Below are 25,981 nucleotides of genomic sequence, written 5' to 3' on the forward strand. Positions count from 1 at the left end.
TCCACGGGTTCAGGGGTCGGCGAGGCACAGGAGGTAAGGCAATGACCGTAGGCGCAGAGACCGCGCGCGCCCACCGCCCGGGCAAGCCCGTGCCGGAGGGGCACGAACCGGACGAGCGCGGGCACTTCGGGGTCTACGGCGGCCGGTTCATGCCGGAGGCGCTGATCGCCGCCCAGGACGAGCTCGCCGCCGAGTACGCCAAGGCGCAAAGCGACCCGCAGTACCTCGCCGAACTCGACGACCTGCTGCGCAACTACGCCGGGCGGCCGTCGCTGCTGACCGAGGCGAAGCGGTTCGCCGAGCACGCCGGCGGCGCACGCATCCTGCTCAAGCGCGAGGACCTCAACCACACCGGCTCGCACAAGATCAACAACGTGCTGGGGCAGGCGCTGCTGGTCAAGCGGATGGGCAAGCGCCGGGTCATCGCCGAGACCGGCGCCGGGCAGCACGGCGTCGCCACCGCGACGGCCTGCGCGCTGCTCGGCCTCGAATGCGTCGTCTACATGGGCAAGGTGGACACCGAGCGGCAGGCCCTCAACGTCGCCCGGATGCGGCTGCTGGGCGCCGAGGTCATCCCGGTCCGCAGCGGCTCGGCGACCCTCAAGGACGCCATCAACGAGGCGCTGCGCGACTGGGTCACCAACGTCGACCACACCCACTACCTGCTGGGCACCGCCGCCGGTTCGCACCCGTTCCCGATGATGGTGCGCAACTTCCACAAGGTCATCGGCGACGAGGCCCGTCGGCAGGTGCTCGAACTGACCGGTCGGCTGCCCGACGTGGTCGCGGCCTGCGTCGGCGGCGGCTCCAACGCCATCGGCATCTTCCACGGCTTCATCGACGACCCGGGCGTGCGGCTGGTCGGCTTCGAACCCGGCGGGCACGGCATCGCCTCCGGCGAGCACGGCGCCACCCTCTGCGAAGGCACCCCCGGCACGCTGCACGGGGCCCGCTCGTACCTGCTGCAGGACGACGACGGCCAGGTCATCGAGGCCTACTCGATCTCCGCCGGGCTGGACTACCCGGGCGTGGGGCCCGAGCACTCCTACCTGAAGGACATCGGGCGCGCCGAGTACCGCTCGATCACCGACGACGAGGCCATGCTGGCGTTCCGGTTGCTGTCGCGCACCGAGGGCATCATCCCCGCCATCGAGTCGGCGCACGCGCTGGCCGGCGCGATCAAGCTCGGCAAGGAGCTCGGCCCGGACACGATCATCCTGGTCAATCTCTCCGGCCGGGGCGACAAGGACATGGACACCGCGGCGAAGTACTTCGGGCTCGTCGACGAGAGCGAGGAGGAATCGCGGTGAACCTGCGCGAGGTTTTCCAGGCCTGCCGGGAAGAGCAGCGGGCGGCCCTGATCGGCTACCTGCCAGCCGGGTTCCCGACCGTCGAGGAGTCCAAGGAACTGTTCTCGGCGATGCTGACCGGCACCGACGGCTCGACCGGTTGCGACATCGTCGAGGTCGGCATCCCGTTCTCCGACCCGGTGATGGACGGACCGACCATCCAGGCGGCCAGCGACAAGGCGCTGCGTGCCGGCTTCCGGCTGCGGGACGTATTCGACGTGGTGTCCTCGATCGCCGACGCCGGTGGCCACGCCGTGGTGATGACCTACTGGAACCCGGTGCACCACTACGGCCCGGACGCGTTCGCCCGCGACATCAAGTCGGCCGGCGGGCTCGGCGTGATCACGCCGGACCTGATCCCGGACGAGGGCGAGGACTGGATCGCCGCGACCGACGCGCACGGCCTGGACCGGATCTTCCTGGTCGCCCCGTCGTCGACGGAGGAGCGGCTGGCGCTGACCGCCAAGGCCACCAGCGGCTTCGTCTACGCCACGTCCGTGATGGGCGTGACGGGCGCGCGCGAGAGCGTCGGCGAGGCCGCGGCCGGACTGGTGCAGCGCACCCGCGCGCACACCGACCTGCCGATCGGCGTCGGGCTCGGGGTGCGCTCCGGCGAGCAGGCCGCCGAGGTGTCGGGCTTCGCCGACGGCGTCATCGTCGGCTCCGCCTTCGTCACCCGCGCCGAGGACGGCCCGGCGGGCGTCCGCGAGCTCGCCGCGGAGCTTGCCCGCGGCGTCCGGTCGCGCTGATCCGGCGAGCGCTCGTCGAGAACTCTGAGCAGTTTGGGACTGGTGTGAACGGTCCGTTCGCTCCCCAGTCGGAGCGAACGGACCGTTCACCTCGTTGATACCGGGTGGTGCGCACCTTTCGTCGAGCGACCGATACGGTAGCGGCGTGAGTGCCCCGGTTGCAGCCTTGGCGAGTCCGTTCCTGGCCAACATCCCCAGCCCGCCGCAGGGGGTTTGGTTCATCGGCCCGATCCCGCTGCGCGCCTACGCGCTGTGCATCATCGCCGGCATCATCGCGGCCGTATGGATCAGCAGCCGCCGTTGGGTGGCGCGCGGCGGACGCGAGGGCACGGTCATCGACATCGCGGTGTTCGCGGTGCCGTTCGGGCTGGTCGGCGGTCGGCTCTACCACGTCGCGACCGACTGGTACAAGTACTTTGGGCCGGACCGCAACCCGCTGGACGCCCTCAAGGTGTGGGAAGGCGGCCTGGGCATCTGGGGCGCGGTGGCGCTCGGCGCGGTCGGCGCCTGGATCGGCTGCCGCCGCCGGGGCGTGCCGCTGTCCGTGTTCGCCGACGCCGTCGCGCCCGGCATCATCCTGGCGCAGGCGATCGGCCGCCTCGGCAACTGGTTCAACCAGGAGCTCTACGGTGCGCCGACGGACCTGCCCTGGGGCCTGGAGATCTACCGGCGCATCGACCCGGCGACCGGGCTCGCGGACCCCATCACCGGTGTGGCGACGGACAGCACGCCGATCACGGTCGTGCACCCCACGTTCCTGTACGAGCTGCTGTGGAACCTCGGTGTCTTCCTCCTGGTCATCTGGGCGGACCGCAAATTCCGGATGGGCCACGGCCGGGTGTTCGCGCTCTACGTCGCGGGCTACACGGCGGGCCGGCTGTGGATCGAGATGATGCGCACCGACGACGCCACGCACATCCTCGGCATCCGAATCAACGTCTTCACCTCCCTGATCGTCTTCGCCCTCGCGGTCCTGTACCTGGTGCTGGTGCGGGGCAAGCGCGAGGACCCCGAGCTACTGCGCGGCAAGCCGATGCCCGGCGACGACGACACCGCTGCGACGCCGGAGCATGCTGACGCCGAGGAGTCGAAGGCGACGACCGACGCTGGCAAAGGCGACGGCCCGGAGGGCAAGGACGACGGCCCCGAGGGCAAGGACGACGGCCCGGAGGGCGAGCGCGCGGAGGCGCGAAGCGTCGACGGCGCCAAGGACGCGAAGGACTGACCTTTAGGCGCGCCGAGGGCGTCGTCGACCGGACGGTTACCGAGCGCCGAAAGCGACTGCGCAGCTTGGCGAATCCTTGGAGCTGGTGGGGTCGTGATGCGATGCCACTAGCTCCAGCCGGACGTCGACGGCCCGCCCGAGCCGGTCGAGCAGATCGATGGTCGGCAGACTGCCGCCGCTCTCCCAACGCGCCACCGAGGACTGCGTGGTCCCCATCCGTCGCGCGAGTTCGGTCTGCGTGAGCCCGGCTTGCGTGCGCAACCCGTACACCAGCCGCGCCAGCTCGAAAGCCAGTGACGCCTCGGCGTACGCCTGGCCGTACTCCTCCTCGTCGGTCACCGGATTCTCCCGGCGAATCTGATCGAGCTTCTTCCAGGTCATCTCACGGCCTCCGTTTGTGCCTCATGGCTAACCGGGCGCGCGAGTGACCTCGCGCCGTTCGTTCGATCGCTGCTTCCGGAACGTCGTCAAGACGATTGCGAGGTGGTCGTGGTCGAGGAAGTAGGTCACCCGGCGTTCGACTCCTTCGCAGTGGAACCTCAGTTCGCGCAATCCGCCACTGAGATGCCTGCTGTGCGGCATGCCCAGCAGCGGTCCGAACTCTGCGAGCAGGTTGAACATTCGGTCTGTCACGGCGCGGTCCCGGTTCTTCAAGCTGCAGTACCAGCGTTCGACGTCTGGCGACACCACGATGATCCATCGTCCACCTCCGCTTTTCTCGGACACGCCTCGAAAATAGCGCGCACGCGATATCGTGTCGATGCTATATTGTGGATATGATCAATTCGAGTGACGGGAACGCGGACTTGGCAGCGCGGGTGGCGCGCTCGGAGGAAGGGGTCGAAGCTGCGCTGGCGGGCGCCTGTCACGCGCGGATCGGGGCGATGACCGGGGAGCCGTCGGGGGTGTGCAGGACCGCGACCCGGGCCGTGTAGCGCTCCGCCAGGGCTGTCGGGGTCAGGACCTCCGCCGGGGTCCCCTCGGCCACCACGCGCCCCGCGTCGAGGAGGAGAAGGCGCTCGGCGTACTGGGCCGCGAGGGTGAGGTCGTGCAGCGTCATGACCACCGTCGTGCCCAGCTCCCGGCGCAGTTCGTCGACCAGGTCGAGCAGGGCCTGGGCGTGTCCGACGTCAAGGCCCGTGGTCGGCTCGTCGAGCAGCAGGACGCCGGCCCGTTGGGCGAGGGCTCGGGCCAGCACGGCCCGTTGGCGTTCGCCGCCGGACAGCGTCGACAGGGCTCGGTCCGCGAGTCGCGTCAGGTCCAGCCGCTCCAGCAGGGCACCGACCACGTCCAGGTCCGCGGGCCCTTCCCGGCCCAGCACACCCAGGTGCGGGGTGCGGCCGAGCAGGACGTAGTCGGTGACGGTCAGGCCGATTGGCAGCTGGGGGATCTGCGGCGCGTAGCCGACCGCCTGGGCGCGTTCGCGGCGGCGCAGCGAGGCCAGCGGGCGGCCGTCGACCAGCACCCGGCCGTGATGCCGCACCAGTCCCGCGACGGCCTTCAACAGCGTCGACTTGCCCGACCCGTTGGGCCCGATGATGCCCAGCCAGCCGCCGTTGTCCACAGTGGTCGAAACGTCGGAAAGCACCGTGCTGCGGCGATATCCGGCCGACAGCTCGTGCACCTCCAGGGTGCTCATGCGCGCCTCCGGTGCAGCAAAATCGCGAAGAACGGTGCGCCGGTGAATGCCGTGATCACGCCGATCGGGATCTCGGCCGGTGCCAGCACGGTTCGGGCGAGCGTGTCCGCGACGACCAGGAACGCCCCGCCGAACAACAGCGACATCGGCACGATGATCCGGAAGCTGCCGCCGATCGCCAGTCGCACCAGGTGCGGCACCACGAGGCCGACGAAGCCGATCAGCCCGGCCACCGACACCGCCGCGGCGGTGGCCAGCGACGCGGCCGAAAGCACCAGCAGCCGCACCCGCCCCGGGTGCACGCCCAGCGCGGCCGCCTCCTCATCGCCGGTGCCCAGCAGGTCCAGCAGCCGCGCGCAGGTGCAGAGCACGACCGCCGAGATCGCCAGGTAGGGCAGCACGACCAGCACTTCCCGCCAGCCGGTGGTGGTCAGCCGCCCCAGGATCCACATGTAGACCTGCTCCAGCGTCTCCACTCGCAGTTGCTGCACGAACGTCTGCCCGGCGGTGAGGAACGCCCCGACCGCGACCCCGGCCAGCACGAGCGTCGCGGTGTCCCGGCCGGCGGAGCGGCCGACCAGCCAGGTCAGGCCCACGCCGCCGAGCGCGCCCGCGAACGCCGCGAGCTGCACCGGAACGGACAGCGTGGTGGTGATCACCAAGATGGCGCCCAACCCGGCCCCGGACGCGGCGCCCAGCAGGTACGGGTCGGCCAGCGGGTTGCGGAACACGCCCTGGAACGCCGCGCCGGACACCGCCAGCGCGGCCCCGACCAGCACGCCGAGCATCACCCGGGGCACCCGCAGCTGCCACAGGATCGCCGCCTCCCGCTCGGACAGCGGCGACATGCCGCCGGTCAGCTGCGCGACGATCTCCCCGAGCACCCGCTGCCAGCCGAGTTCGGCGGCGCCGAGCACCACCGACAGCAGGATGCTTGCCACCAGCACCACCAACGCGACCAGCAGGTGGCGCGGGCGCAGTTTGGTCTGCCTCAGGCGCGCGCGGGCCGGGCTGAGCGCTTCGGTCACCCGTGCTGCGCCTTGGCGACGCTGTCGCCGATCGCGCGCACCAGGTCGACCACCCGCGGACCCCACCGGCCGGCGATGTCGTCGTCGAGTTCGATGATGCGGCCGTGCTGCACCGCGTCCAGGGTGTGCCAGCCCGGCCGGGCCGCCACGGCCGCCGCGTTGACCTGGCAGCACTTGGTGTCCGCGACGAAGATCAGGTTCGGGTTGGCCTGCACGACGTGCTCCTCGGACAGCTGCGGGAACGGCCCGCCAGCCGGGTCGGCGATGTTGTGCAGCCCGAACAGGCCGTAGACGCTGCCGACGAAGCTCTGCGAGGTCGCGGTGTAGTAGTCCGGGCTGACCTCGTGGAAGTAGCTCAGCGGTTGCGGCGGGCGCGGCGTGTTGCGGACGATTTCGTCGATCTGCGAGCGCATCCGTCCGACCAGCTGCGCGGCCTGCTTGGTGTGCCCGGTGGCCTGCCCGAGGACCTCGATCTGCTTGTAGGCGTCTTCCAGCGTCGCCGCCGACGGGGTGAGCAGCGTCGGCACGCTGACCACCTTCAGCCCCTCCGCCAGCTTCGCGGCGTTGTCCGGGGCGATGACCAGGTCGGGGGTGTGCGCCCCGACGGCGGCCGCGTCCGCGGTGAAGCCGGTGAGGGCGGTGCGCGGCGCCTGCGCCGGGAAGTTGGAGTACTGGTCCACCGCGATGACCTGGTCGCCGGCGCCGATCGCGTACAGCGTCTCGGTGGCGGTCGGGGACAGCGAGATGATCCGCTTCGGCTGCTGCGGGAGCGTCACCGGCGGCGCGCCGGGCAGCTCGACCTTGACCGGGAAGGCAGCGGCCGGGTCGTCGGCCGGGGCGGGTGCATCGGAGCGGGGGCGGGTGGCGCACGCGGTGACCCCGGCGAGCAGGGCGAGCATCGCGAGCAGCAGGGCGGCGAGTCGGCGGAACCCGGTCATGTCTTCCCTACGATCGGCCGGTGCGGTTGGGCAGGCGTGGCCGGGCAGCCGACGCCGCACCCCTGCACCGGGGGTGGCGGACATCGACGCCACGCGCAAGGCGACCTGGCTCGTGCCCGCCTGGAAGCAGGCCATCGCAGTTGCGGCACAGCACCGGGTTCACACCGGTTTCGCTTGGCGCTGGCGTCCCGCGAGCACCCGCAGCGCGGGCACTCTGAGCTGGAAAGATATCAGGAGAAGATCGGTCTCCGAGCCGCGCGTGGGTGTCCTGCGGCACTGGGACTACCCCGCGCGCGACCCAGCGGTTAAATTTGACGACGAACTGTGTTCGGCGACGCGCGTCCGCAGGCGTGGTAACCCAACCGGGTGCGTTACTACAAGATGGTCAGCATCACGTGCAGAATGCTGCTTCCGGGTATCGCGGCTGTTAAAGTTCTCTAAACGCTCCGGTCACGAGCGGGCTTTAGGAAGCCCGAAAACTTCTGTCGTGCCACCGGTAGCCATCTGCGGGCCAGCGTCGTCCCGTGCTCAGAAGTCATGAAGTCAGGTCTGCGATTGACCGTGGGCTTCCAGCACGAGAAATGACGAGGGAGGTCTGCGCAGTGGTCTTCTCCGCCGTACCAGCAGCCCAGGGGTTGTACGACCCGGCTGCGGAACAGGATTCCTGCGGTGTCGCCATGGTCGCCGACATCCGCGGCCGCCGTTCGCACGGCATCGTCGCCGACGCGCTGACCGCGCTCGCGAACCTGGAGCACCGGGGTGCTGCCGGTGCCGAACCGACCAGCGGCGACGGTGCGGGCATCCTGCTGCAGCTGCCGGACGAGCTGCTGCGCGCCGAGGCTGGTGTCGAGCTGCCGGAGCCCGACGAGGCCGGGCAGAACCGCTACGCGGCCGGTATGGCGTTCCTGCCCACCGACGCCGAGCAGCGTCGTCAGGCCGAGGAGCTGGTGGCGCGGGTCGCCGCCGACGAGAACCTGCGGGTGCTGGGCTGGCGCGACGTGCCGGTGACCCCGGAGCGGGCCGGCGTCGGAAGCACCGCCGTGAAGTGCATGCCGCACTTCGCGATCCTGCTGGTCGCCGGGCACCACGACGAGGCCGGCGTCGAGCTGGATCGGCTGGCGTTCTGCCTGCGCAAGCGCGCCGAGCGGGAGGCCGCGCGGGAAGGGCTGGAGCTCTACTTCCCGTCGCTGTCCAGCCGCACAATGGTCTACAAGGGCATGCTGACCACCGAGCAGGTGCCCGCCTTCTTCCCGGACCTCACCGACGAGCGGCTGGTCAGCGCGATCGCGCTGGTGCACAGCCGGTTCTCCACGAACACCTTCCCGTCGTGGCCGCTGGCGCACCCGTTCCGCTACGTCGCGCACAACGGCGAGATCAACACGATCCGCGGCAACCGCAACCGGATGCGGGCCCGCGAGGCGCTGCTTGCCTCCGACCTGATGCCGGGCGACCTCTCCCGGCTGTACCCGATCTGCACCGGCGACGGCTCGGACTCCGCCTCCTTCGACGAGGTGCTGGAACTGCTGCACCTCGGCGGCCGCAGCCTGCCGCACGCCGTGCTGATGATGGTGCCGGAGGCGTGGGAGAACCACGCCGAGATGGACCCCAAGCGCAAGGCCTTCTACCAGTTCCACGCCAGCCTGATGGAGCCGTGGGACGGCCCGGCGTGCGTCACTTTCACCGACGGCACGCTGGTCGGCGCGGTGCTGGACCGCAACGGGCTGCGCCCGGCCCGCTGGTGGCGGACCGCCGACGACAGGGTGGTGCTGGCCAGCGAGACCGGCGTGCTCAGCCTCAAGCCCGAAGAGGTGGTGGCCAAGGGCCGCCTGCAGCCGGGCCGGATGTTCCTGATCGACACCGCGCAGGGCCGCATCGTCGACGACGAGGAGGTCAAGGCCGGTCTCGCCGGGGAGCACGCCTACGACGAGTGGCTGCACGCCGGGCTGCTCAACCTCGACGAACTGCCGGACCGCGAGCACGTGGTGCACACCCACGAGTCGGTGGTGCGCCGCCAGCTGTCCTTCGGCTACACCGAGGAGGAGCTCAGCCTGCTGCTGGCGCCGATGGCCACCGTCGGCGGCGAGCCGCTGGGCTCGATGGGCTCGGACACGCCGACGGCGCCGATGTCGCAGCGCTCGCGGATGCTCTACGACTACTTCGTGCAGCAGTTCGCGCAGGTCACGAACCCGCCGCTGGACGCGATCCGGGAGGAGATCGTCACCTCGGTGGCCCGCGTGATGGGCCCGGAGCAGAACCTGCTGGCCCCTTCGGCCGCGTCCTGCCGGCACATTGTGCTGCCCAACCCGGTTATCGACAACGACGAGCTCGCCAAGCTCATCCACGTCAACGACGACGGCGACCTGCCCGGTTTCGCCTCCGCCGTGCTGTCCGGCCTCTACGAGGTGGATGGTGGCGGCGAGGCGCTGGCCGAGGCCATCGAGCGGGTGCGTGAGGAGGCGTCCGAGGCGATCGCCGCCGGGGCGCGCGTGCTGGTGCTCTCCGACCGCGACTCCGACCACAAGATGGCGCCGATCCCGTCGCTGCTGCTGGTCTCGGCGGTCCACCAGCACCTCGTGCGCACCAAGGAGCGGCTGCGGGTCGCGCTGGTGGTGGAGAGCGGTGACGCCCGCGAGGTGCACCACATCGCCACGCTGCTCGGCTACGGTGCCGCGGCGGTCAACCCGTACCTGGCGTTCGAGACCATCGAGGACATGATCGCCACCGGCCAGATCACCGGCACGCGGGCGAAGGTGGCGATCCGCAACTACATGCAGGCGCTGGTCAAGGGCGTGCTGAAGGTGATGTCCAAGATGGGCATCTCCACCGTCGGCGCCTACACCGCCGCCCAGGTCTTCGAGGCCGTCGGCCTCTCCGGTGAGATCGTCGACGAGTACTTCGAGGGCACCACCTCGAAGCTCGGCGGCGTCGGGCTGGACGTGCTGGCCGAGGAGGTCGCCCTGCGGCACCGCCGGGCCCACCCGGACAACCCGACCGAGCGGGTGCACCGCAAGCTGGAGATCGGCGGCGACTACGCCTACCGGCGCGAGGGTGAGCTGCACCTGTTCACCCCGGAGACGGTGTTCCTGCTGCAGCACTCCACGAAGACCGGCGAGTACGACGTGTTCCGCAAGTACACGGCGGAGTGCGACCGGCTGGCGGCCGAGGGCGGCACGCTGCGCGGGCTGTTCAAGCTGGACAGCGGCCGGGCGCCGATCGACATCGACGAGGTCGAGCCGATCTCGGAGATCATGAAGCGGTTCTCCACCGGAGCCATGAGCTACGGCGCGATTTCCGCGGAGGCGCACGAGACGCTGGCCATCGCGATGAACCGGATCGGCGGCAAGTCCAACTCTGGTGAGGGAGGCGAGGATGTCGACCGGCTCTACGACCCGGAGCGCCGTTCGGCGGTCAAGCAGGTCGCCAGCGGCCGGTTTGGCGTGACCAGCGAATACCTGGTCAACGCCACCGACATCCAGATCAAGATGGCGCAGGGCGCCAAGCCTGGCGAGGGCGGGCAGTTGCCCGCGCACAAGGTGTACCCGTGGATCGCGAAGACCCGGCACTCCACGCCGGGTGTGGGGCTGATCTCCCCGCCGCCGCATCACGACATCTACTCGATCGAGGACCTGGCGCAGCTCATCCACGACCTGAAGAACGCCAACGAGCACGCCCGGGTCCACGTCAAGCTGGTCTCCGAGATCGGCGTCGGCACCGTCGCCGCGGGCGTATCCAAGGCGCACGCCGACGTGGTGCTGATCTCCGGCCACGACGGCGGCACCGGTGCGGCGCCGCTGACGTCGCTGAAGCACGCCGGCACGCCGTGGGAGGTCGGCTTGGCCGAGGCGCAGCAGACGCTGCTGCTCAACGGCCTGCGCGACCGGATCACGGTGCAGGTCGACGGCGGCTTCAAGACCGGCCGCGACGTGGTCGTCGCCGCGCTACTGGGCGCCGAGGAGTACGGCTTCGCCACCGCGCCGCTGGTGGTCGAGGGCTGCGTGATGATGCGCGTGTGCCACCTCGACACCTGCCCGGTCGGGGTCGCCACCCAGAACCCGGAGCTGCGCAAGCGCTACACCGGCCAGGTCGATCACGTGGTGAACTTCTTCGAGTTCATCGCCCAGGAGGTTCGCGAGTACCTGGCGGAGCTCGGGTTCCGCACCCTGGACGAGGCCATCGGCCAGGTCTCGGCGCTGGGCAAGGACGAGGCGATGGCGCACTGGAAGGCGTGCGGCCTCGACCTGACCCCGGTGTTCACCGAGCCGCAGACCCCGTACTCGCCGGTGCGGCGCCGGGTCCGCGAGCAGGACCACGGCCTGGACCACGCGCTGGACCGCACGCTCATCCAGCTCGCCGAGGCAGCGCTGGAAGACGCCCGCCCGGTGCGGCTGGAGCTGCCGGTGCGCAACGTCAACCGCACCGTCGGCACGCTGCTGGGCGCCGAGGTCAGCCGCCGCTACGGCGGCGCCGGCCTGCCGGCGGACACCATCCACGTGGAACTGGAGGGTTCGGCAGGGCAGTCACTGGGCGCGTTCCTGCCGCCGGGCATCACGCTGGACATGGTCGGTGACGCCAACGACTACATCGGCAAGGGCCTCTCCGGCGGGCGGATCGTCGTGCGCCCGCACCCGGATTCGGTGTTCGCCGCCGAGGACCAGGTGATCGCGGGCAACGTGATCGGCTACGGCGCGACCAGCGGCGAGATCTTCTTGCGCGGCAAGGTCGGCGAGCGATTCTGCGTGCGCAACTCCGGCGCGCTCGCGGTCGCCGAGGGCGCCGGTGACCACGCCTTCGAGTACATGACCGGTGGTCGCGCGGTGGTGCTCGGCGGCACCGGCCGCAACGTCGGCGCCGGGATGTCCGGCGGCATCGCCTACGTGCTCGACCTGGACCCGGTGCGGGTGAACACCGCGATGGTGGACCTGCAGCGGCCCAGCGCCAAGGAACTGAAGTGGCTGCACGAGGTCGTGCAGCAGCACCGCGACCTGACGGGTTCGGCGGTGGCGGCCTCGCTGCTCGGCGACTGGCCGCGGCGCTCTGCGGCGTTCACCAAGGTGATGCCGCGCGACTACCAGCGAGTCCTGGACGCCATGCGGATGGCCAAGATCGAAGGCCGGGACGTGGACGAGGCGATCATGGAGGCTTCCCGTGGCTGACCCGAGGGGATTTCTGAAGCACGCGCGGGCCGACGCCCCCAAGCGCTCCGTCGACGAGCGGCTGGGCGACTGGCACGAGGTCTACGCCGCGCTGTCCCCTGCGGACCGCAAGGCGGAGACCGCCACGCAGGCCGCGCGGTGCATGGACTGCGGCATCCCGTTCTGCCACTCCGGTTCGGCCGGTTGCCCGCTGGGCAACCTGATCCCGGAGTGGAACAACATGGTCCGCCGGGGCCAGTGGCAGGACGCCAGCGAGCGGCTGCACGCCACCAACAACTTCCCGGAGTTCACCGGCAAGTTGTGCCCCGCCCCGTGCGAGGCCGGCTGCGTGCTGGCGATCTCGCCGGCGGCCGGCGGCGCGGTGGCCATCAAGCGGGTCGAGGAGACCATCGCCGAGGTCAGCTGGGATAACGAGTACGTCACCGCGCAGGTGACGGAGGCGCACACCGGCAAGCGGGTCGCCGTGGTCGGTTCCGGGCCGGGCGGGCTCGCCGCGGCTCAGCAGCTGACCCGCGCCGGGCACGAGGTGACCGTGTACGAGCGCGACGACCGCATCGGCGGGCTGCTGCGCTACGGCATCCCCGAGTTCAAGATGGAGAAGTCCGTCCTGGACCGGCGGTTGGCGCAGATGCGCGCCGAGGGCACCAGATTCATCACCGGCTGCGAGGTCGGCGTCGACCTGACCGTCGAGGAACTGCGCGCCGGTTACGACGCCGTGGTGCTGGCGGTGGGCGCGCTGCGCGGCCGCGACGACGCCACGATCCCGGGGCGGGACCTCAAGGGCGTGCACCTTGCTATGGAGCACCTGGTGCCGGCGAACAAGGAGTGCGAGGGCGACGGCCCGACGCCGATCTCGGCACAGGGCAAGCACGTCATCATCCTCGGCGGCGGCGACACCGGCGCGGACTGCTATGGCACCGCGACCCGGCAGGGCGCGCTTTCGGTGACGCAGCTGGACAACTACCCGCAGCCGCCGACGTCCCGCGACGACGACCGGTCGCCGTGGCCGACCTGGCCGTACATCCTGCGCACCTACCCGGCGCACGAGGAGGCCGGGGAGCGGAAGTTCGCGGTGGCGATCGAGTCGTTCGTCGGCGATGACGAGGGCAACGTGCGCGCTGTGCGGCTGCGCGAGGTGAAGGTGCAGCGCGACGCGGAGGGCCGCCGGCAGGTTGTGCCGGTGTCCGACGAGGTCCAGGAGCTGCCCTGCGATCTGGCGCTGCTGGCCATCGGTTTCGCGGGCGTCGAGCCCATGCGGCTGCTGGACGGCCTGGGCATCGAGCTGACCAAGCGCGGCACCATCGGCTGCGGCTCGAGTTGGGAGACCACGGCCCCGGGCGTGTTCGTCTGCGGCGACGCGCACCGCGGCGCGTCCCTGGTGGTGTGGGCGATCGCGGAGGGCCGCTCGGTGGCCAACGCGGTCGACGCCCACCTCACCGGCGAATCGCGCCTCCCGTCCCCGGTCCACCCCACCGCGCTTCCCCTGGCGGTGTGATTTTTCCGAGGTGAGGGGCACCCTTGAGTGGACTAGTCGCTCAAGGGTGCCCCTCACCTCAAACCGATCGGGTACCTGCACGGAGCGGTTGGCGTGTGTTTTCTAGTGGCTGCGGGCCCGTCCGCGTGCAGGCTGGTTAGCCACCGGGCGTCGCGGGTCTTCAACTTTTCGTGCGGCGGCGGCGTTTCACTGCGGCGACGGAGCGGATTCGGTCCAGGCGGAACTGGCGGTCGTCTTCGCGTAGGTGGCAGAAGGCGTCCAGGTAGACCTCGTCAACGTCGTCCGGCGTGATGACACCCGACGTGGAACGGCCGTTCTCGTCCCGGTACTCGATCTCCACGTCGGTGCCTGCTTCCAGTGCCTCCGCGAGAAGTTCGAGTTCGGGGTCCGTCAGTGCGGTCCGTTCGGCGAGGAAGGGAACCAGGCCGTCGAACGGATCCGTCATTTCGTCTAGCGAGCCCGGCGGCATGATCTGCATGTCGATCCAGGGATTACCCGGCAGTGCAACGCCGGACGGAGCCTTGTCCGGTTGGGCCAGCAGGTGCTCGGCGAGTTCGCGGAGTTCGGCTTGCGACGGCGGTTCCGGCGCAGCCCGGTAGTAGTGCTGTTCCACGAGCAGCGGCGGGCGGTCGACGACGGTTTGTTCGACTGCGACAGTTCCGTCGATCTTCTGCTGCACTGGGGCGTATCCCGCCTTCCGCAGCGCGGCCAAGGTCTCCTTCGCCGGTTTGCTCGATGCGAGCACGGTCGGTGCCAAGACGTGCAACGACAGCTCGCGCAGCGAACGGTTTCCGCTGACCTCCAACAGAAGGGCTTCCGCACCGAGCACGCAGCAGCGCACGTTTCGGACCTGGAGTTGGCCGAATCGCCGTCCGACGTCCTTGATCAGGTATTCCAGCGGTTGCGGCACGCTTGTGTGGGCTATCGAGGTGAGCTTGCCAAGCAAGTCCTCTGCGGGTTTGGGGGCTGAACCGCCAGGTCGAGGCCGTGTCCCGGCCTTCGGGGTCGGCCAGCAGATTCAGCATCGCAGCGAGCTGGCCGCTGGGCGTACCCGCCACCACCGCGGTCAGGTCCGCCTGCAGCAGCGCGGTTTCCTGCGCGCTGGGCAGCAGCTGCGCGGCGGCCGACAGCAGAGCTTCCTCGTCGTCCACGCACCGGCCCAGTGCGGACAGCGCCCCGTGGGCGATCGCGCCGACGGCTTCGGCCTCGGACCAGTTGACCTGGATGGGGTCGACCAGGCAGTCCGCGCAGCAGTAGTTCACTGGTCGTTTCCAGGCCAGCCTTTCACCGATCAGGTTCGGCTCGCCCAACGCAGAACCGGTTTCCCAACGGCAAAGCTCGGCCAGCAGGTCTATGCGGAACAGCCGGTCGAACGCGCTGGGTCGTGGAAGCAGCGCCGGGTCGGGCTTGTCCATGACCTTGCTGAACATGGCTGCGGCCGGCTGCTTCCACCAGGCGCGCACCAGCTTGACGTAGCGTCTTGCGGGGGGTGCCTGCTGCCAGTCATCGGCGAGGTTCGACGGAACAATGCAGCCTGCTCCGTCGATGCTGAGCAGCTCGGCTGCGGCGGCGGTCTCCAACCAGAGCCGAACCTCGTGCTGGTCCGTTCGCAGGGTCTTGGCGACCTGCTTGAGCACCCGGAGGCCGATACCGCCGTTCTGCAGCTGCGCCAGCGGGTTGGTGGCGCAGTGTTCGAGCAGTCGAGCCACCCCGTCGACGAACCCGATCGCGGCCAACAACGCCGCCTTGTCGATCTCGATGGAGTCGACCAGGTGAATCGCCGGCATCGCGGGTTCGGGCCGAAGCGCCGGTTGATCGGCGGACTCGCGCAGCGCGAGCCCGATCTCGCGGGGCATCTCGAATGGGCCGCCGGCGCTGGCGTACTGGTTCTGGCTGATCAGGAAGCCTCGGTCGATCAGCCAACGCACCTCCGGACGCCGCTGCGACGGGCCGCCGAAGGCGTAACCGAGTACCGAGTCATCGTGCGCCAACTGCATGGCGAGCTCAAGGGTGGGGCCGGGTGTTTTCGCGAGCTCGGCAACCACCCTCGCCGGATCCCGCATGAACTCTTCGATCTGAAGTACCGTGTCGGCCTTCCGCTTGGCGGGCGTCAACCCGAGCGCTTCGGCGATCCCACGGACGGTATTGCTCACATGAGGGCGGAGGAGCGTCGCGACCGGGCGGCCCAGTCCCGCAGTGCGAGCATCGCGCAGCGGTACGGCAAGCTGGAACGCTCCCTGCGAAACCGACCGAATGAGGGCATGTTCCCGCAGCACCCGCAGCGCGCGATCGAGTTCGGGATCGTTGCCAAGCAACTGCTCGATCGCGCCGCGGGTGCAGCCGTCCCCGAGGATGCAGAGCGCTTCGAGTACTGCACTGGATCCGGCGTCGAGCCTCTCCAACGCGCGCTGCACAGCGCCAGGGGAGTCGAGCACTGCCGCCAGGTGGGACAGTGACCGGGCGGCTGACTCGGGGCGGTTCTTCAGGACTGCTGCCAGGCCGTCTTGGCCAAGGTCGCGGAGCCACTGGACGAGATCGGATTCCATCCGGCCAAGTCTCCCATCCGGCGGTCAGTGCCAGACCGTCGGCTCACATGCCGCGCAGCACCGCCGGGAGCTCGTCGGGGTGGACGACGCCGAGGCGCTGGGTGGCTCGGGTCAGCGCCACGTAGAGGTCGTTGAGGCCGCGCTCGGATTCCGCCACGATCGTCGCCGGATCGACCACCAGGACGGAGTCGAACTCCAGGCCCTTGGCCTGGTCGACGGTCAGCAGTACGCATGGTGATTCCAGGTCGTCCGGGCGGGTGCCGATCGCCGCGTCCGGCAGGGATTCCGCCAGCCGCGGCCCGATTCCGGCCAGCAGCTCCGGCGGCATCAGCACCGCGAGGCGGCCGTCGCCGACCTCGTGCAACTCGTCGATGATCATCGCGGGCAGCTCGGTGGCGAGCCCGTCGGAGGGGAGCCGGCGGGTCCACGGCCGGTGCCCGCTGGTGCGCACCGAGCGCGGCACCACCAAGTCGGTGTCCATTTCGGACAGTACGTCGGCGGCGATGGCCATTATCTCGGCCGGGGTGCGGTAGTTGATGGTCAGCTCGACCAGCTTCCAGCGGTCCTGCACGTACGGGTGCAGCACGTCGTGCCAGGAGTTGGCCCCGGCCAGCGCGCCGGTCTGGGCGACGTCGCCGACCAGCGTCATCGACCGGCTCGGGCAGCGCCGCATCAGCACCCGCCACGCCATCGGGGACAGTTCCTGCGCCTCGTCGACGATGACGTGGCCGAAGGTCCAGGTGCGGTCCTCGGCCGCGCGCTCGGCTGCGGTCAGGTCGCTGGTGGAGCGGAACCGCTCGGCCAGCAGCTCGGCGTCCAGCACGTCGGAGACCCGCAGCCGTTCCTCGTCGGCGAGCTCCTCGTCCTGCTCCATGATGTGCAGAACGCCTTGCGCGTAGGCGAGTTCCTCGCGCTGCTGGTGTTCGCGCTCGGCCCGCTCCTGGGCGTCGTCCGCGCCGAGGAGCTCGGCGAGCTCGTCCAGCAAGGGCACGTCGGCGGGCGTCCATGTCGTGCCCGGCAGGCGCAGGAGCTCGTCGCGTTCATCGTCGTCGAGGTGCTTGCGGGTTGCGGTGGCCAACCGCTCGGGTGAGCACAGCAGGTCGTCCAGCAGCTCCTGCGGGGTGATCTCCGGCCACAGCTCATCCAGCGCCTTGCTGACTACCGCATCGGCGCGCAGTTCGCGGTTGATGTCGTCGAGGTCGCGGCGGTCCAGCAGGTCGCGGCCGAGTCGGTCGGCGACCTGCAGGGTCAGCGCCGAGAACATCTCGTTGCGGAAGATCCGCCGGGCCAGGTTGTGCGGCCTGCGGGACCGGCGGGCGCGGGTGCGAGCCTGGGTCGCGGTGCGCCGGTCGATGCGCAGCGCCTCGTGGTCGAAGGTGAGTTCGGTGTAGTCCGCGGGCACCTGCTGCCGGTCGCGGACCGCGGCGGCGAGCACGTCGACCATGCTCGCGCGGCCCTTGATCTCCGCCGTCCGCGCGGATTCCTCGCCGGTGGCCGTGATCCCCGGGTACAGACCGCCCGCAGTGGACAGTAGGACGCCGGTTTCACCCAGCGACGGCAGGACCTGCCCGATGTAGCGCAGGAACGTCGGGTTCGGCCCGACCACGAGCACGCCGCGCTTGGACAGCTGCTCGCGGAAGGTGTACAGCAGGTAGGCGGCGCGGTGCAGCGCGACGGCGGTCTTGCCGGTGCCGGGGCCGCCCTGCACCACCAGCACGCCGTTCATCCCGGCGCGGATGATCCGGTCCTGCTCGCCCTGGATGGTGGCGACGATGTCCTGCATCTGCCCGGTGCGGCGGGCGTCGAGCCGGGCCAGCAGCGTGGCCTCCCCGGCCAGCCCCAGGTCGCTGCCCTGCTCGGCGGCGTCGAGGTCGAGTACCTCGTCCTCGTAGTCCAGCACCTTCCGCCAGCTGGTGCGCAGGTGCCGCCGGCGGCCCACGCCGTCCCGCGCCGCCGCGGTGGCCAGGTAGAACGGCCGGGCCGCCGGGGCCCGCCAGTCCACCAGCAGCGGCTCGTACTCGTGGTCCTCGTCGAACAACCCGAGCCGTCCCACGTGGAACGTCTCGCCGCTGTCGAGGTCCAGCCTCCCGAAGCACATCCCGTGCTCCACCGCGCTCAGCTGGGTCAGCTTGTCGGTGTACATCCGGGTGGAGATGTCGCGTTCGGTGCGGGCCTGCGGCGTGCCGCCGCTGGCCCGCAGCGTTTCCTTCAGCCGCTGCGTGGTTTCCTGCCGCAGGGCGTCGAGCTTCGCGTACAGCATCGAGAGGTACTGCTGCTCGGCTGTGATCTCCTGGGCGCGGACGGTATCCCGATCTACTCGGGCGTTGGACAATTCGCCACCTCGTGCCTAGGCGGGTTCGTTGGGGCGGGCCTGCGATCTGCGCGCAGACCCGACCTGCCAATATACCGCGCCCGGCGTGGGCGGTCGTGAGTGCGAAAACCGGTTGGAGCCGGTCTTCGCACCCACGACCCGGGTCACAGCACGGCGGACAGGCCCAGGATCACGACGAAGGAGGTCACCGACAGCAGCGTTTCCATCCCCGACCAGGTCTTCAGGGGCTGGGGCGGGCTCAGTAGCCCGAGTAGCTACTGCCGGACCTCATGCCTGCGACGCCGGGGACGTCGCCGACCGAGCCGTAGGTCGTGATCGCGTACCGGGTGGCCGCGATGATGTTGTCGACCGGGTTGTAGATGTCGCCGTGGCCGGGCAGCGCGTAGGACTGGAAGGTCGGCTCGATGGTCTGCATCAGACCGATCGACGGGGTGCCGGCCGCCGCGTTGGAGTCCCAGTTGTTGGTGGCGTTCGGGTCTCCGTTGGATTCGTGCATGATGATCATGCGGATCGCGTCGCCGTCGATCTGGTCGCGCGGGATGCCGTTCTTCTCCAGAACGCCGATCGCCTCGTTGATCCAGCCGCCGATCTGGTCCTTGGGTTTCTCGACCACCTGCTCGGCGGGCGGCTCCTGCTTCGCTGGTTCGGGGGCAGCTTCGGGGGCGGGCTGCGCGGCGGGAGCGGGGGCGACCTCAAGGGCGGGGGCTTGCGCGGGCGCCGCCTGGACGGGGAGCTGCTCAGCGGCCAGCGCGGTGACGTACGCGGTGGCCTGCACCGGGGGGGCCTCGGTCTTCGTGCCTGCGGCGGAGGTGAACACGCCGATCACGCCGAACGCGGCCACGGCCACACCGAGCTGCAGGGACCGCGACTTCAGGGGAACGCGGTGCCGGTCGGCGAGGCGGGTACTTCGGTCGGGGATGTTCTGGTCGGGGATGTTCGGTTGGTCGGGGGTCACGAGAACCGAGAATCCGGGACGGAGAGTGCATGCGCACCGAGGTTTGTACGTACACGAGTACCTAGGTTCGACCAATTGGGCGACGATTCGAGGCGACTCGATTACGGAAAGCGAGATTGCCTGGAAATGGTGTCGCTCGTGTCACTCGTCTTCTGCGCGGCCACCCAGCCGCCGATCTGCGCCCGCGACGAGAAGTCGAGCTTGGTCAGGATGTTCTGCACGTGGCCCTCGACGGTGCGCTGCGCGATCACCAAGTTCTCGGCGATCTCCTTGTTCGTGTTGCCCTGCGCGACCAGCCCCGCGATCTGACGCTCGCGCCGGGTCAACGGCATCGGGTGCACGTTGTCGTCGGTGCGCGGCCGCGCGTGCCGCTTGACCTCCAGCGCGAAGTCGATGGTGTCCGCCAACGACAGCTGGCGGCCGCGGTCGAACGCCGACTGGAAGTCCGGATCCCCGAGCCCGGAGCGGGTCTGCGCCTCGTGCTCGTCGTGGTCTCCGGCGAACCTCGCCCAGAAGCCGGGTGCCGCCCGCACGGCGTCCCACACCGCCGAGGCCGCGCCGAACAGCCGGGCGGCGCGGTCGTTCCTGCCCTGCTGCTGCGCGATCCAGGCGAGGGTGTCGATGTTGAAGGCCATGCCCAGCCGGTTGTCCAGCTCGCGCTGCAGCCGCAGCGCCTCCTTCGCCGCGGCCTCGGCCCGCTCCGGTTCGCCCCGCCGCGCCTCGACCTGCGCCGACGCCCACAGCGAGTAGGAGCGCCAGTACAGCTCGCCGAGCTCGGTCGACGACCGGATGCCTTCCGAGAGCAGCTCCAGCCCGGACTCGTGATCTCCGCCCAAGCCCTTGATCAGGCCGAGCCCGAACAGGGCGAACAGCTCGCCGACGAGCACGTCGTGCTTGCGGAACCGGCTGAGCGCGTCCTCCGCCAGCCCGGCGGCGCGCGGCGAGTCGTTCAGGAAGAACGCCGCCAGCCCGCGCACCAGCGCCAGGTACGCCTTCTCCGTCTCCTCACCGCGCTGGGTGGCCAGCACCGTGGCCTGCTCCGCCGTCGGCAGGACCTTGTCGAGATCGCCCTGCAACAGGGCGAACCACGCGCTGATCCACAACGCGCGCACCCTCTCGGGCACTTCGGTGGGCGCGATGGCCAACGCCTGGTCGAGCCAGTGCCGGGCCTCGCCGTTGAGACCGCGGATGCCCCAGTACTGCCAGAGGTCGGTGCACATCTGCAGCGCTACCCCGGCCGTTTCCGGGCTCGCCGCGGCCGTGTGCAGCGCGACGCGCAGGTTGCCCTGGTCGCTGCGCAGCCGGTTGACCCAGGCGACCTGGTCCGGGCCGATCCACTCCGCGGCGAAGCGCCCGGCCAGATCGGAGTACCAGGCGCAGTGCCGCTGCCGCATGGTCGCCAGCTCGCCGGACTCGACGAGCTTGTCCTGGCCGTATTCGCGCAGGGTGTGCGGCAGCCGGAAGCGGACCTCGCTGCCTTCCTCCTCGCGCATCAGCACCGACTTGTCCACCAGCGAGTGGATGGCGCCCAGCACATCGGCGTCCGACAGCCCGTTGCCGGCCACGTGCTCGGCGGCCGCGAGGTCGAAGGAGCCGGAGAACACCGACACCCGCGCCCACGTGATCCGGTCCTGGGTGGTGGCCAGTTCGTAGCTCCAGTCGATCAACGCGCGCAGCGTCTGTTGCCGGGCGGGAGCGCCGCGACGGCCCTCGGTGAGCAGGTCGTAGCGCTCGGCCAGGCGTTCTTCCAGCTGCTGGAGCGACAACGACCGCAGCCGGACCGCCGCCAGCTCTATCGCCAGCGGGTTGCCGTCGAGGTGGTGGCACAGCCGCATGAGGGCGATGGCGTTCTCGTCGTTGGTGACCTCGAACCCGGGGACCGCGGCCTTGGCCCGTTCGATGAACAGCCGCACCGAGGCGAACTGCTCGTAGGACTCCGGTGGCGGCAGGTGCTCGATGTCGGGCACCTGCAGTGGCGGGACGACCATGGTCGCCTCACCGGCGACGCCGAGCGATTGCCTGCTGGTGGCCAGCACCCGCACCCCGGGGCACCAGCGCACCACCGCGTCCACCAGCAGCGCGACGTCCTCGATCACGTGCTCGCAGTTGTCCAGCACGAGCAGCATCTCGCGGGACTTGAGCTGCTCGATGACGGTGTCGATGTCCTCCCCGCCGGACGGGCCGCCGATGCCGAGCTGCTCGATGACCGCGTCGACCACCAGCGAACCGTCCCGGATGTCCTCCAGTTCGACGCACCACGCCTTGCCGCGGAACGAGCGGCGCATGTTGCCCGCGACCCGCATCGCCAGGCGGGTCTTGCCCACGCCGCCGGGGCCGGTGAGGGTCACGACCCGGGATTCGGCCAGCAGTCGCTTGGTGAGGGTGATCTCACGGCGTCGGCCGACGAAGCTCGTGACGTCGGCCGGGAGGTTGCCCGCTGGCTCCCGCACACGGGCTCGCACAGTGGAGACCACGCTTCGAGCTTAACCCGCTGTGCGGTGCCTGACCTGGGATCTTGGTCCAGGCTAGCCGGTATCCCGGAGTCCGGCGAGCACGATGCGCAGGTTCCGCCGCCGCTGGTCGTCGGCGGCCGGCAGCCCGATGGTGCGGTCCCCGGTCAGCACGGAGGTGAGGACGAACGGCACGTCCTCGCGCATGGCACCGTCGAGGCCGTGAGCGCGTTGACCCTCGACCAACCACTGGCTGACCTGCACGAACAGACCCGGCTCCTCGTCGAGCGCTGCCAGCGGGGGCGGGCGCGTTCAGCTCAATTGCCCTCGGGACTACCGGTCAGTCCTTTTCACCCCAACGAGAGCCTCGTCGCCGTACGCCAAGTCGGAGACGTAGTGCCCGTTCGCGTCGCGCAGCCTGGCGACATCGCCCTTGTCGTTCCAAATCGGTCGCTTGCTGCCGTAGGAGAAGCCGCCGTAACCGGGGTGCATCTCGTTGGTGTAGACGCGGATCCGCTGCCCCGGCTGCAGCACCGTCTCGGGCGGGAAGGCGAAGTCCTGCCCGGGGGCGTCGGCCCCCAGCACCCAGCCGGACATCTCAGCGCTCACGGTGCCCCGGTTCTGGATCTCGACGTACTGGTCGGCTTGGGTTCCCTTCAACTTCCCCTTGTAGACCACCTCGGTCACCACGACATCCGGCTTGCCCATCCGGGAGAACATGGCGATTACGTGAGCGCTGTTCGATCCGTTCTCGGGGCTCTTGAACTGCCTGACGATCTGCCCGTCCTGCTTGAACCCGCTGATTACAACTGCATATTCCGCGCCGTTGACCTTCACCGTCTCGGGAGAGACGAACGCCGGCAGGTCGACCAAGTCCGCCGGGGCCGCCGAGTCGTTCGGCGTTTCGAAGTGGTGGAAGCGGAAGCTGAAGTCCCCCTTGGTTCCGTCGTCGAATTCGACTTCGACCTTGAGATCCACGTCGAACTGGTTCGATGACATGGGTGTGGTCGGGAAGTTCTGGTGGGTGAAGATGCCCAACGTGAACTCTTGACCGTCGAGCCGCATGTCGACCCTGCCGCCGCGGAACTCGTATCCGCTCCCGCCATCGCCCCACGTCACGTGCTCGGTGTCCAGGCCTGATGCTTCCGTGGCGGGGAGGCTGATCGACGACCAGGTGCCCGAAGTAGTAGCCGTGCTCATAGGTGCATCTCCTAAATGCGAGCAGAATTCGTTGAGAAGCGACCTGAAGAGAAGCGCCGAGTTCTCGTTGATTCCGGCGGCGCACGTGTTGGACGGTTCTCGACAGGCTCGTCATCTACGGTCTGGTCACAGCTTCATGGTCACCACTGCTTGCCCACGAACGTGGCTCCGAGAGCGCACAACCGCATGAAGCCAACCTGCAAGAGCCCGAAACTGGTCACGCCCCGACGGCAGCCGCGTGCGGACGTCGGGGGTGAGCAAGGCGAGCTCGCTGCTGATGACCGCCTCCGCATCGTCGTCCATGCATCGAAGCTAACGCCGCAGTCACGCGGGTTTTCCGCACACCGCTCCGCGTTCTGCCATCCGCCGGTCATAGGGTGGCGGTGTGCGGTTCGAAGGTTTCGGGGAAGGTGCGCTGGAGTTCTTCGACGGTCTCCGGGCCGACAACTCCAAGGCTTATTGGGGCGACAACCTCGCTCTTTACCAGGAGCACGTTCGGGCTCCGATGGAGGCGTTGCTCGCTGAGCTGGAGCCCGAGTTCGCGACCGGGTTCGGGAAGGGCAAGGTCTTCCGGCCTTACCGGGACGTGCGTTTCAGCGCCGACAAGTCGCCCTACAAGACGCACTGCGGCGCCGTGATCGAGCAGGGGCGCGGGAGCGGCGCCTACTACGTCGAGGTCGGCGCGGACGGGATGCTCGTCGCCGGGGGCTGCTACCACACCGAGTCCGACCAGCTGGCCAGGTTCCGCACCGCGGTCGACGCCGACATCCACGGCGAGCGGCTGCGGGCGTTGCTGGCCGCGCTCGTCGGGCAGGGGTTTGAGATCGCGGGGGAGACCCTCAAGAGCCGGCCGCGCGGCTTCGCCACCGACCATCCCCGGCTGGACCTGCTGCGGCACCGCACGCTCTACGCGTTCCGCGCCTGGGAGTCCGACGACATCCTCTACGAGCGCGCTTGCCTGGACCGGGTTCGGCAGTCCTGGGTGGCGGTGTGCGAACTGAACCAGTGGTGCGCCGACCACATCGGAGTCACCGAGAAGAAGCGCCGCTGACCTGCCGCATCCGCCGCACGGCCGCCACGACCGCCCAGCCCGCCACCGCACCCGCCACGTCGACGAGCGCGTCGGCCACCTCGCAGCTGCGGCCGATCGGCAGCAGCCCCTGCAGGATCTCCGAGGCGGCCGCATAGCCCACCACGCCAGGCAGCAGCCTCGAGGTCCGGAATCCGGCGATGCGGCCGGTGGCCGCCAGCGTGCCGAACAGCACGAAGTGCACCACCTTGTCGGTGCCCGGCGGCGCGGTCGGTACTCCCGACGCCGGCATGAAGATGATCACCAGGCTGGCCAGCGCCGCGATCCCGAACGGCAGCCGGGTGAGCTGCGTTCTGTAATGATCCAGCAACGATCTCCCCGATCGACGTCGACAGGCACGGCTGAGTGCTGCGCGCGTCGGTCAACAGACTACGCTGGCATAACGTGAGTCGACGAGCCAAGATCGTTTGTACTATGGGCCCAGCCACCGCCACGCCGGACAAGGTGGCCGAGCTCGTCAGCAGCGGAATGGACGTCGCCCGGCTGAATTTCAGCCACGGCAGCCACGCCGACCACCAGCAGGTCTACGAGATGGTGCGGGCCGCGGCCAAGGAGACCGGTCGCGCCGTCGGCATCCTCGGTGACCTGCAGGGGCCGAAGATCCGCCTCGGCAAGTTCGCCGCCGGGCCGGTCGAGTGGCGAACCGGCGACACCGTGCGCATCACGGTCGACGACGTCCAGGGCACCCACGACCGGGTGTCCACCACGTACAAGGGCCTCGCCAGCGATGCCAAGGTCGGCGACCGGTTGCTGGTCGACGACGGCAAGGTGGGGCTGATCGTCACCGGCGTCGAGGACACCGACGTCATCTGCGAGGTGACGGAGGGTGGCCCGGTTTCGGACCACAAGGGAATTTCCTTGCCGGGTATGGATGTTTCGGTGCCGGCACTGTCCGAGAAGGATATTCAGGACCTGGAATTCGCGCTCGAGCTGGGCGTGGACTTCATCGCGCTGTCCTTCGTCCGCAGCCCGGCCGACATCGACCTGGTGCACCAGGTGATGGACCGGGTCGGCCGCCGCATCCCGGTGATCGCGAAGCTCGAGAAGCCGGAGGCGGTCGACAACCTGGAGGCCATCGTGCTGGCCTTCGACGGCGTCATGGTCGCCCGCGGTGACCTCGGCGTCGAGTTGCCGCTTGAGCACGTGCCGCTGGTGCAGAAGAAGGCGATCCGGATCGCGCGGGAGAACGCGAAGCCGGTCATCGTCGCGACCCAGATGCTGGACTCCATGATCAACAACTCGCGTCCGACGCGGGCGGAGACCTCCGACGTCGCCAACGCGGTGCTCGACGGCACCGACGCGGTGATGCTCTCCGGCGAGACCAGCGTCGGCCGCTACCCGATCGAGACCGTGCAGACGATGGCACGCATCGTCGAAGCGGTCGAGGCGGGATCGACGGCACCGCCGCCGCTGAGCCACGTCCCGCGCACCAAGCGCGGGGTCATCTCCTACGCGGCGCGCGACATCGGCGAACGCCTCAACGCCAAGGCGCTGGTCGCGTTCACGCAGTCCGGCGACACCGTGCGCCGGTTGGCCCGGTTGCACACCAGGCTGCCGCTGCTGGCGTTCACCCCCGAGGAATCCGTGCGGAGTCAGCTCGCTCTCACTTGGGGGACGGAGACGTTCTTGGTCCCTAAGGTGGACACCACAGACCAGATGGTGCGGCAGGTGGACCAGGCGATGCTGTCGATCGGCCGGTCGCAGCGCGGCGACATGGTCGTCGTCGTCGCGGGCTCGCCGCCCGGCACGGTCGGTTCCACCAACCTCATCCGCGTGCACCGGCTGGGCGAGGAAGACCACGTCTGATCCGCATTCTCGGACGGGAGCCACCC

20 protein-coding genes are annotated in these 25,981 nt (G+C 69.7%); 8 read left to right on the forward strand and 12 right to left on the reverse strand.

Translation table 11 applies throughout. The annotated features are described in order from the left end of the window. Positions 1-41: 41 nt before the first annotated feature. The 3 genes from trpB to lgt all read left to right on the forward strand — a co-directional run bounded on the left by trpB (position 42) and on the right by lgt (position 3,323). Entirely contained in the window at positions 42-1,310 is a 1,269-nt protein-coding gene (gene trpB, locus SSPN_RS0103230; protein WP_010306784.1) for a tryptophan synthase subunit beta, read from the forward strand. Beyond that, complete coding sequence (trpA, locus tag SSPN_RS0103235; protein ID WP_010306788.1) at positions 1,307-2,098, forward strand: tryptophan synthase subunit alpha; 792 nt, start codon at positions 1,307-1,309, stop codon at positions 2,096-2,098. The genes trpB and trpA overlap by 4 nt, the downstream gene beginning before the upstream one ends. A gap of 145 nt (positions 2,099-2,243) precedes the next feature. Next, a complete protein-coding gene (lgt, locus tag SSPN_RS42245; RefSeq protein ID WP_010306791.1) occupies positions 2,244-3,323 on the forward strand; it encodes a prolipoprotein diacylglyceryl transferase in 1,080 nt (359 codons plus the stop codon). 36 nt (positions 3,324-3,359) lie between these two features. Here the strand turns inward: lgt and SSPN_RS42250 are convergent, their stop codons facing one another. The 5 genes from SSPN_RS42250 to SSPN_RS0103265 all read right to left on the reverse strand — a co-directional run bounded on the left by SSPN_RS42250 (position 3,360) and on the right by SSPN_RS0103265 (position 7,012). Then, complete coding sequence (locus SSPN_RS42250) at positions 3,360-3,704, reverse strand: helix-turn-helix domain-containing protein (protein ID WP_010306795.1); 345 nt, start codon at positions 3,702-3,704, stop codon at positions 3,360-3,362. Positions 3,705-3,731: 27 nt separating this feature from the next. Next, positions 3,732-4,010: a type II toxin-antitoxin system RelE/ParE family toxin gene (locus tag SSPN_RS0103250; protein ID WP_237710430.1), complete on the reverse strand. Its 279-nt coding sequence runs from the start codon at positions 4,008-4,010 to the stop codon at positions 3,732-3,734. A 178-nt stretch (positions 4,011-4,188) separates the two neighbouring features. Next, positions 4,189-4,962, reverse strand: coding sequence for an ABC transporter ATP-binding protein (locus SSPN_RS0103255; RefSeq protein ID WP_010306803.1), 774 nt, complete (start codon positions 4,960-4,962; stop codon positions 4,189-4,191). Then, the gene (locus SSPN_RS0103260; RefSeq protein ID WP_010306808.1) at positions 4,959-5,990 is read right to left on the reverse strand and encodes a FecCD family ABC transporter permease; all 1,032 of its coding nucleotides are present in this window, start codon (positions 5,988-5,990) and stop codon (positions 4,959-4,961) included. The genes SSPN_RS0103255 and SSPN_RS0103260 overlap by 4 nt, the downstream gene beginning before the upstream one ends. Beyond that, positions 5,987-7,012, reverse strand: coding sequence for an ABC transporter substrate-binding protein (locus SSPN_RS0103265; protein WP_337466312.1), 1,026 nt, complete (start codon positions 7,010-7,012; stop codon positions 5,987-5,989). Before SSPN_RS0103265 ends, SSPN_RS0103260 begins: the two co-directional genes overlap by 4 nt. Positions 7,013-7,530: 518 nt before the next feature. On the opposite strand from SSPN_RS0103265, the gene gltB reads away from it, so the two are divergent. Continuing rightward, positions 7,531-12,081, forward strand: coding sequence for a glutamate synthase large subunit (gltB, locus tag SSPN_RS0103270; protein ID WP_010306815.1), 4,551 nt, complete (start codon positions 7,531-7,533; stop codon positions 12,079-12,081). After that, complete coding sequence (locus SSPN_RS0103275; protein ID WP_010306820.1) at positions 12,074-13,576, forward strand: glutamate synthase subunit beta; 1,503 nt, start codon at positions 12,074-12,076, stop codon at positions 13,574-13,576. Before gltB ends, SSPN_RS0103275 begins: the two co-directional genes overlap by 8 nt. 160 nt (positions 13,577-13,736) lie before the next feature. On the opposite strand, the gene SSPN_RS0103280 is transcribed toward SSPN_RS0103275, so the two are convergent. After that, complete coding sequence (locus SSPN_RS0103280; protein ID WP_010306823.1) at positions 13,737-14,486, reverse strand: WYL domain-containing protein; 750 nt, start codon at positions 14,484-14,486, stop codon at positions 13,737-13,739. Positions 14,487-14,490: 4 nt separating this feature from the next. Between SSPN_RS0103280 and SSPN_RS48595 the strand changes: the two genes are divergently transcribed. Next, positions 14,491-16,032 (forward strand): hypothetical protein, encoded by a 1,542-nt coding sequence (locus tag SSPN_RS48595; RefSeq protein WP_237710431.1) that lies wholly within the window; start codon positions 14,491-14,493, stop codon positions 16,030-16,032. 133 nt (positions 16,033-16,165) lie between these two features. Here SSPN_RS48595 and SSPN_RS0103290 read toward each other — a convergent pair whose 3' ends face one another. From SSPN_RS0103290 to SSPN_RS57500, 5 genes are all read right to left on the reverse strand, one after another. Beyond that, positions 16,166-18,454 carry a HelD family protein gene (locus SSPN_RS0103290; protein WP_010306828.1) on the reverse strand — a complete coding sequence of 763 codons (2,289 nt, stop codon included), beginning with the start codon at positions 18,452-18,454 and terminating at the stop codon, positions 16,166-16,168. Between the two features lie 238 nt (positions 18,455-18,692). After that, positions 18,693-19,409 carry a transglycosylase SLT domain-containing protein gene (locus SSPN_RS0103295; RefSeq protein ID WP_010306831.1) on the reverse strand — a complete coding sequence of 239 codons (717 nt, stop codon included), beginning with the start codon at positions 19,407-19,409 and terminating at the stop codon, positions 18,693-18,695. A 101-nt stretch (positions 19,410-19,510) separates the two neighbouring features. After that, on the reverse strand, positions 19,511-21,859 hold the full coding sequence (locus SSPN_RS0103300) for a LuxR C-terminal-related transcriptional regulator (protein ID WP_237710432.1): 2,349 nt from the start codon (positions 21,857-21,859) through the stop codon (positions 19,511-19,513). Positions 21,860-21,934: 75 nt separating this feature from the next. Continuing rightward, positions 21,935-22,123, reverse strand: a complete 189-nt coding sequence (locus SSPN_RS0103305; protein WP_010306836.1) for a hypothetical protein — start codon at positions 22,121-22,123, stop codon at positions 21,935-21,937. Between the two features lie 69 nt (positions 22,124-22,192). Then, a complete protein-coding gene (locus SSPN_RS57500; RefSeq protein WP_010306838.1) occupies positions 22,193-23,059 on the reverse strand; it encodes a lamin tail domain-containing protein in 867 nt (288 codons plus the stop codon). Positions 23,060-23,444: 385 nt separating this feature from the next. Here SSPN_RS57500 and SSPN_RS0103320 point away from each other — a divergent pair, with 385 nt between their 5' ends. Next, the gene (locus tag SSPN_RS0103320; RefSeq protein WP_010306841.1) at positions 23,445-24,110 is read left to right on the forward strand and encodes a DUF2461 domain-containing protein; all 666 of its coding nucleotides are present in this window, start codon (positions 23,445-23,447) and stop codon (positions 24,108-24,110) included. Here the strand turns inward: SSPN_RS0103320 and SSPN_RS0103325 are convergent. Beyond that, entirely contained in the window at positions 24,088-24,459 is a 372-nt protein-coding gene (locus SSPN_RS0103325; RefSeq protein ID WP_010306845.1) for a VanZ family protein, read from the reverse strand. The genes SSPN_RS0103320 and SSPN_RS0103325 overlap by 23 nt on opposite strands. 74 nt (positions 24,460-24,533) lie before the next feature. On the opposite strand from SSPN_RS0103325, the gene pyk reads away from it, so the two are divergent. Continuing rightward, positions 24,534-25,955, forward strand: coding sequence for a pyruvate kinase (gene pyk / locus SSPN_RS0103330; protein ID WP_010306848.1), 1,422 nt, complete (start codon positions 24,534-24,536; stop codon positions 25,953-25,955). Positions 25,956-25,981: the final 26 nt, after the last annotated feature.

This window comes from Saccharopolyspora spinosa NRRL 18395 (assembly GCF_000194155.1).
Taxonomy (GTDB): Bacteria; Actinomycetota; Actinomycetes; order Mycobacteriales; family Pseudonocardiaceae; genus Saccharopolyspora; species Saccharopolyspora spinosa.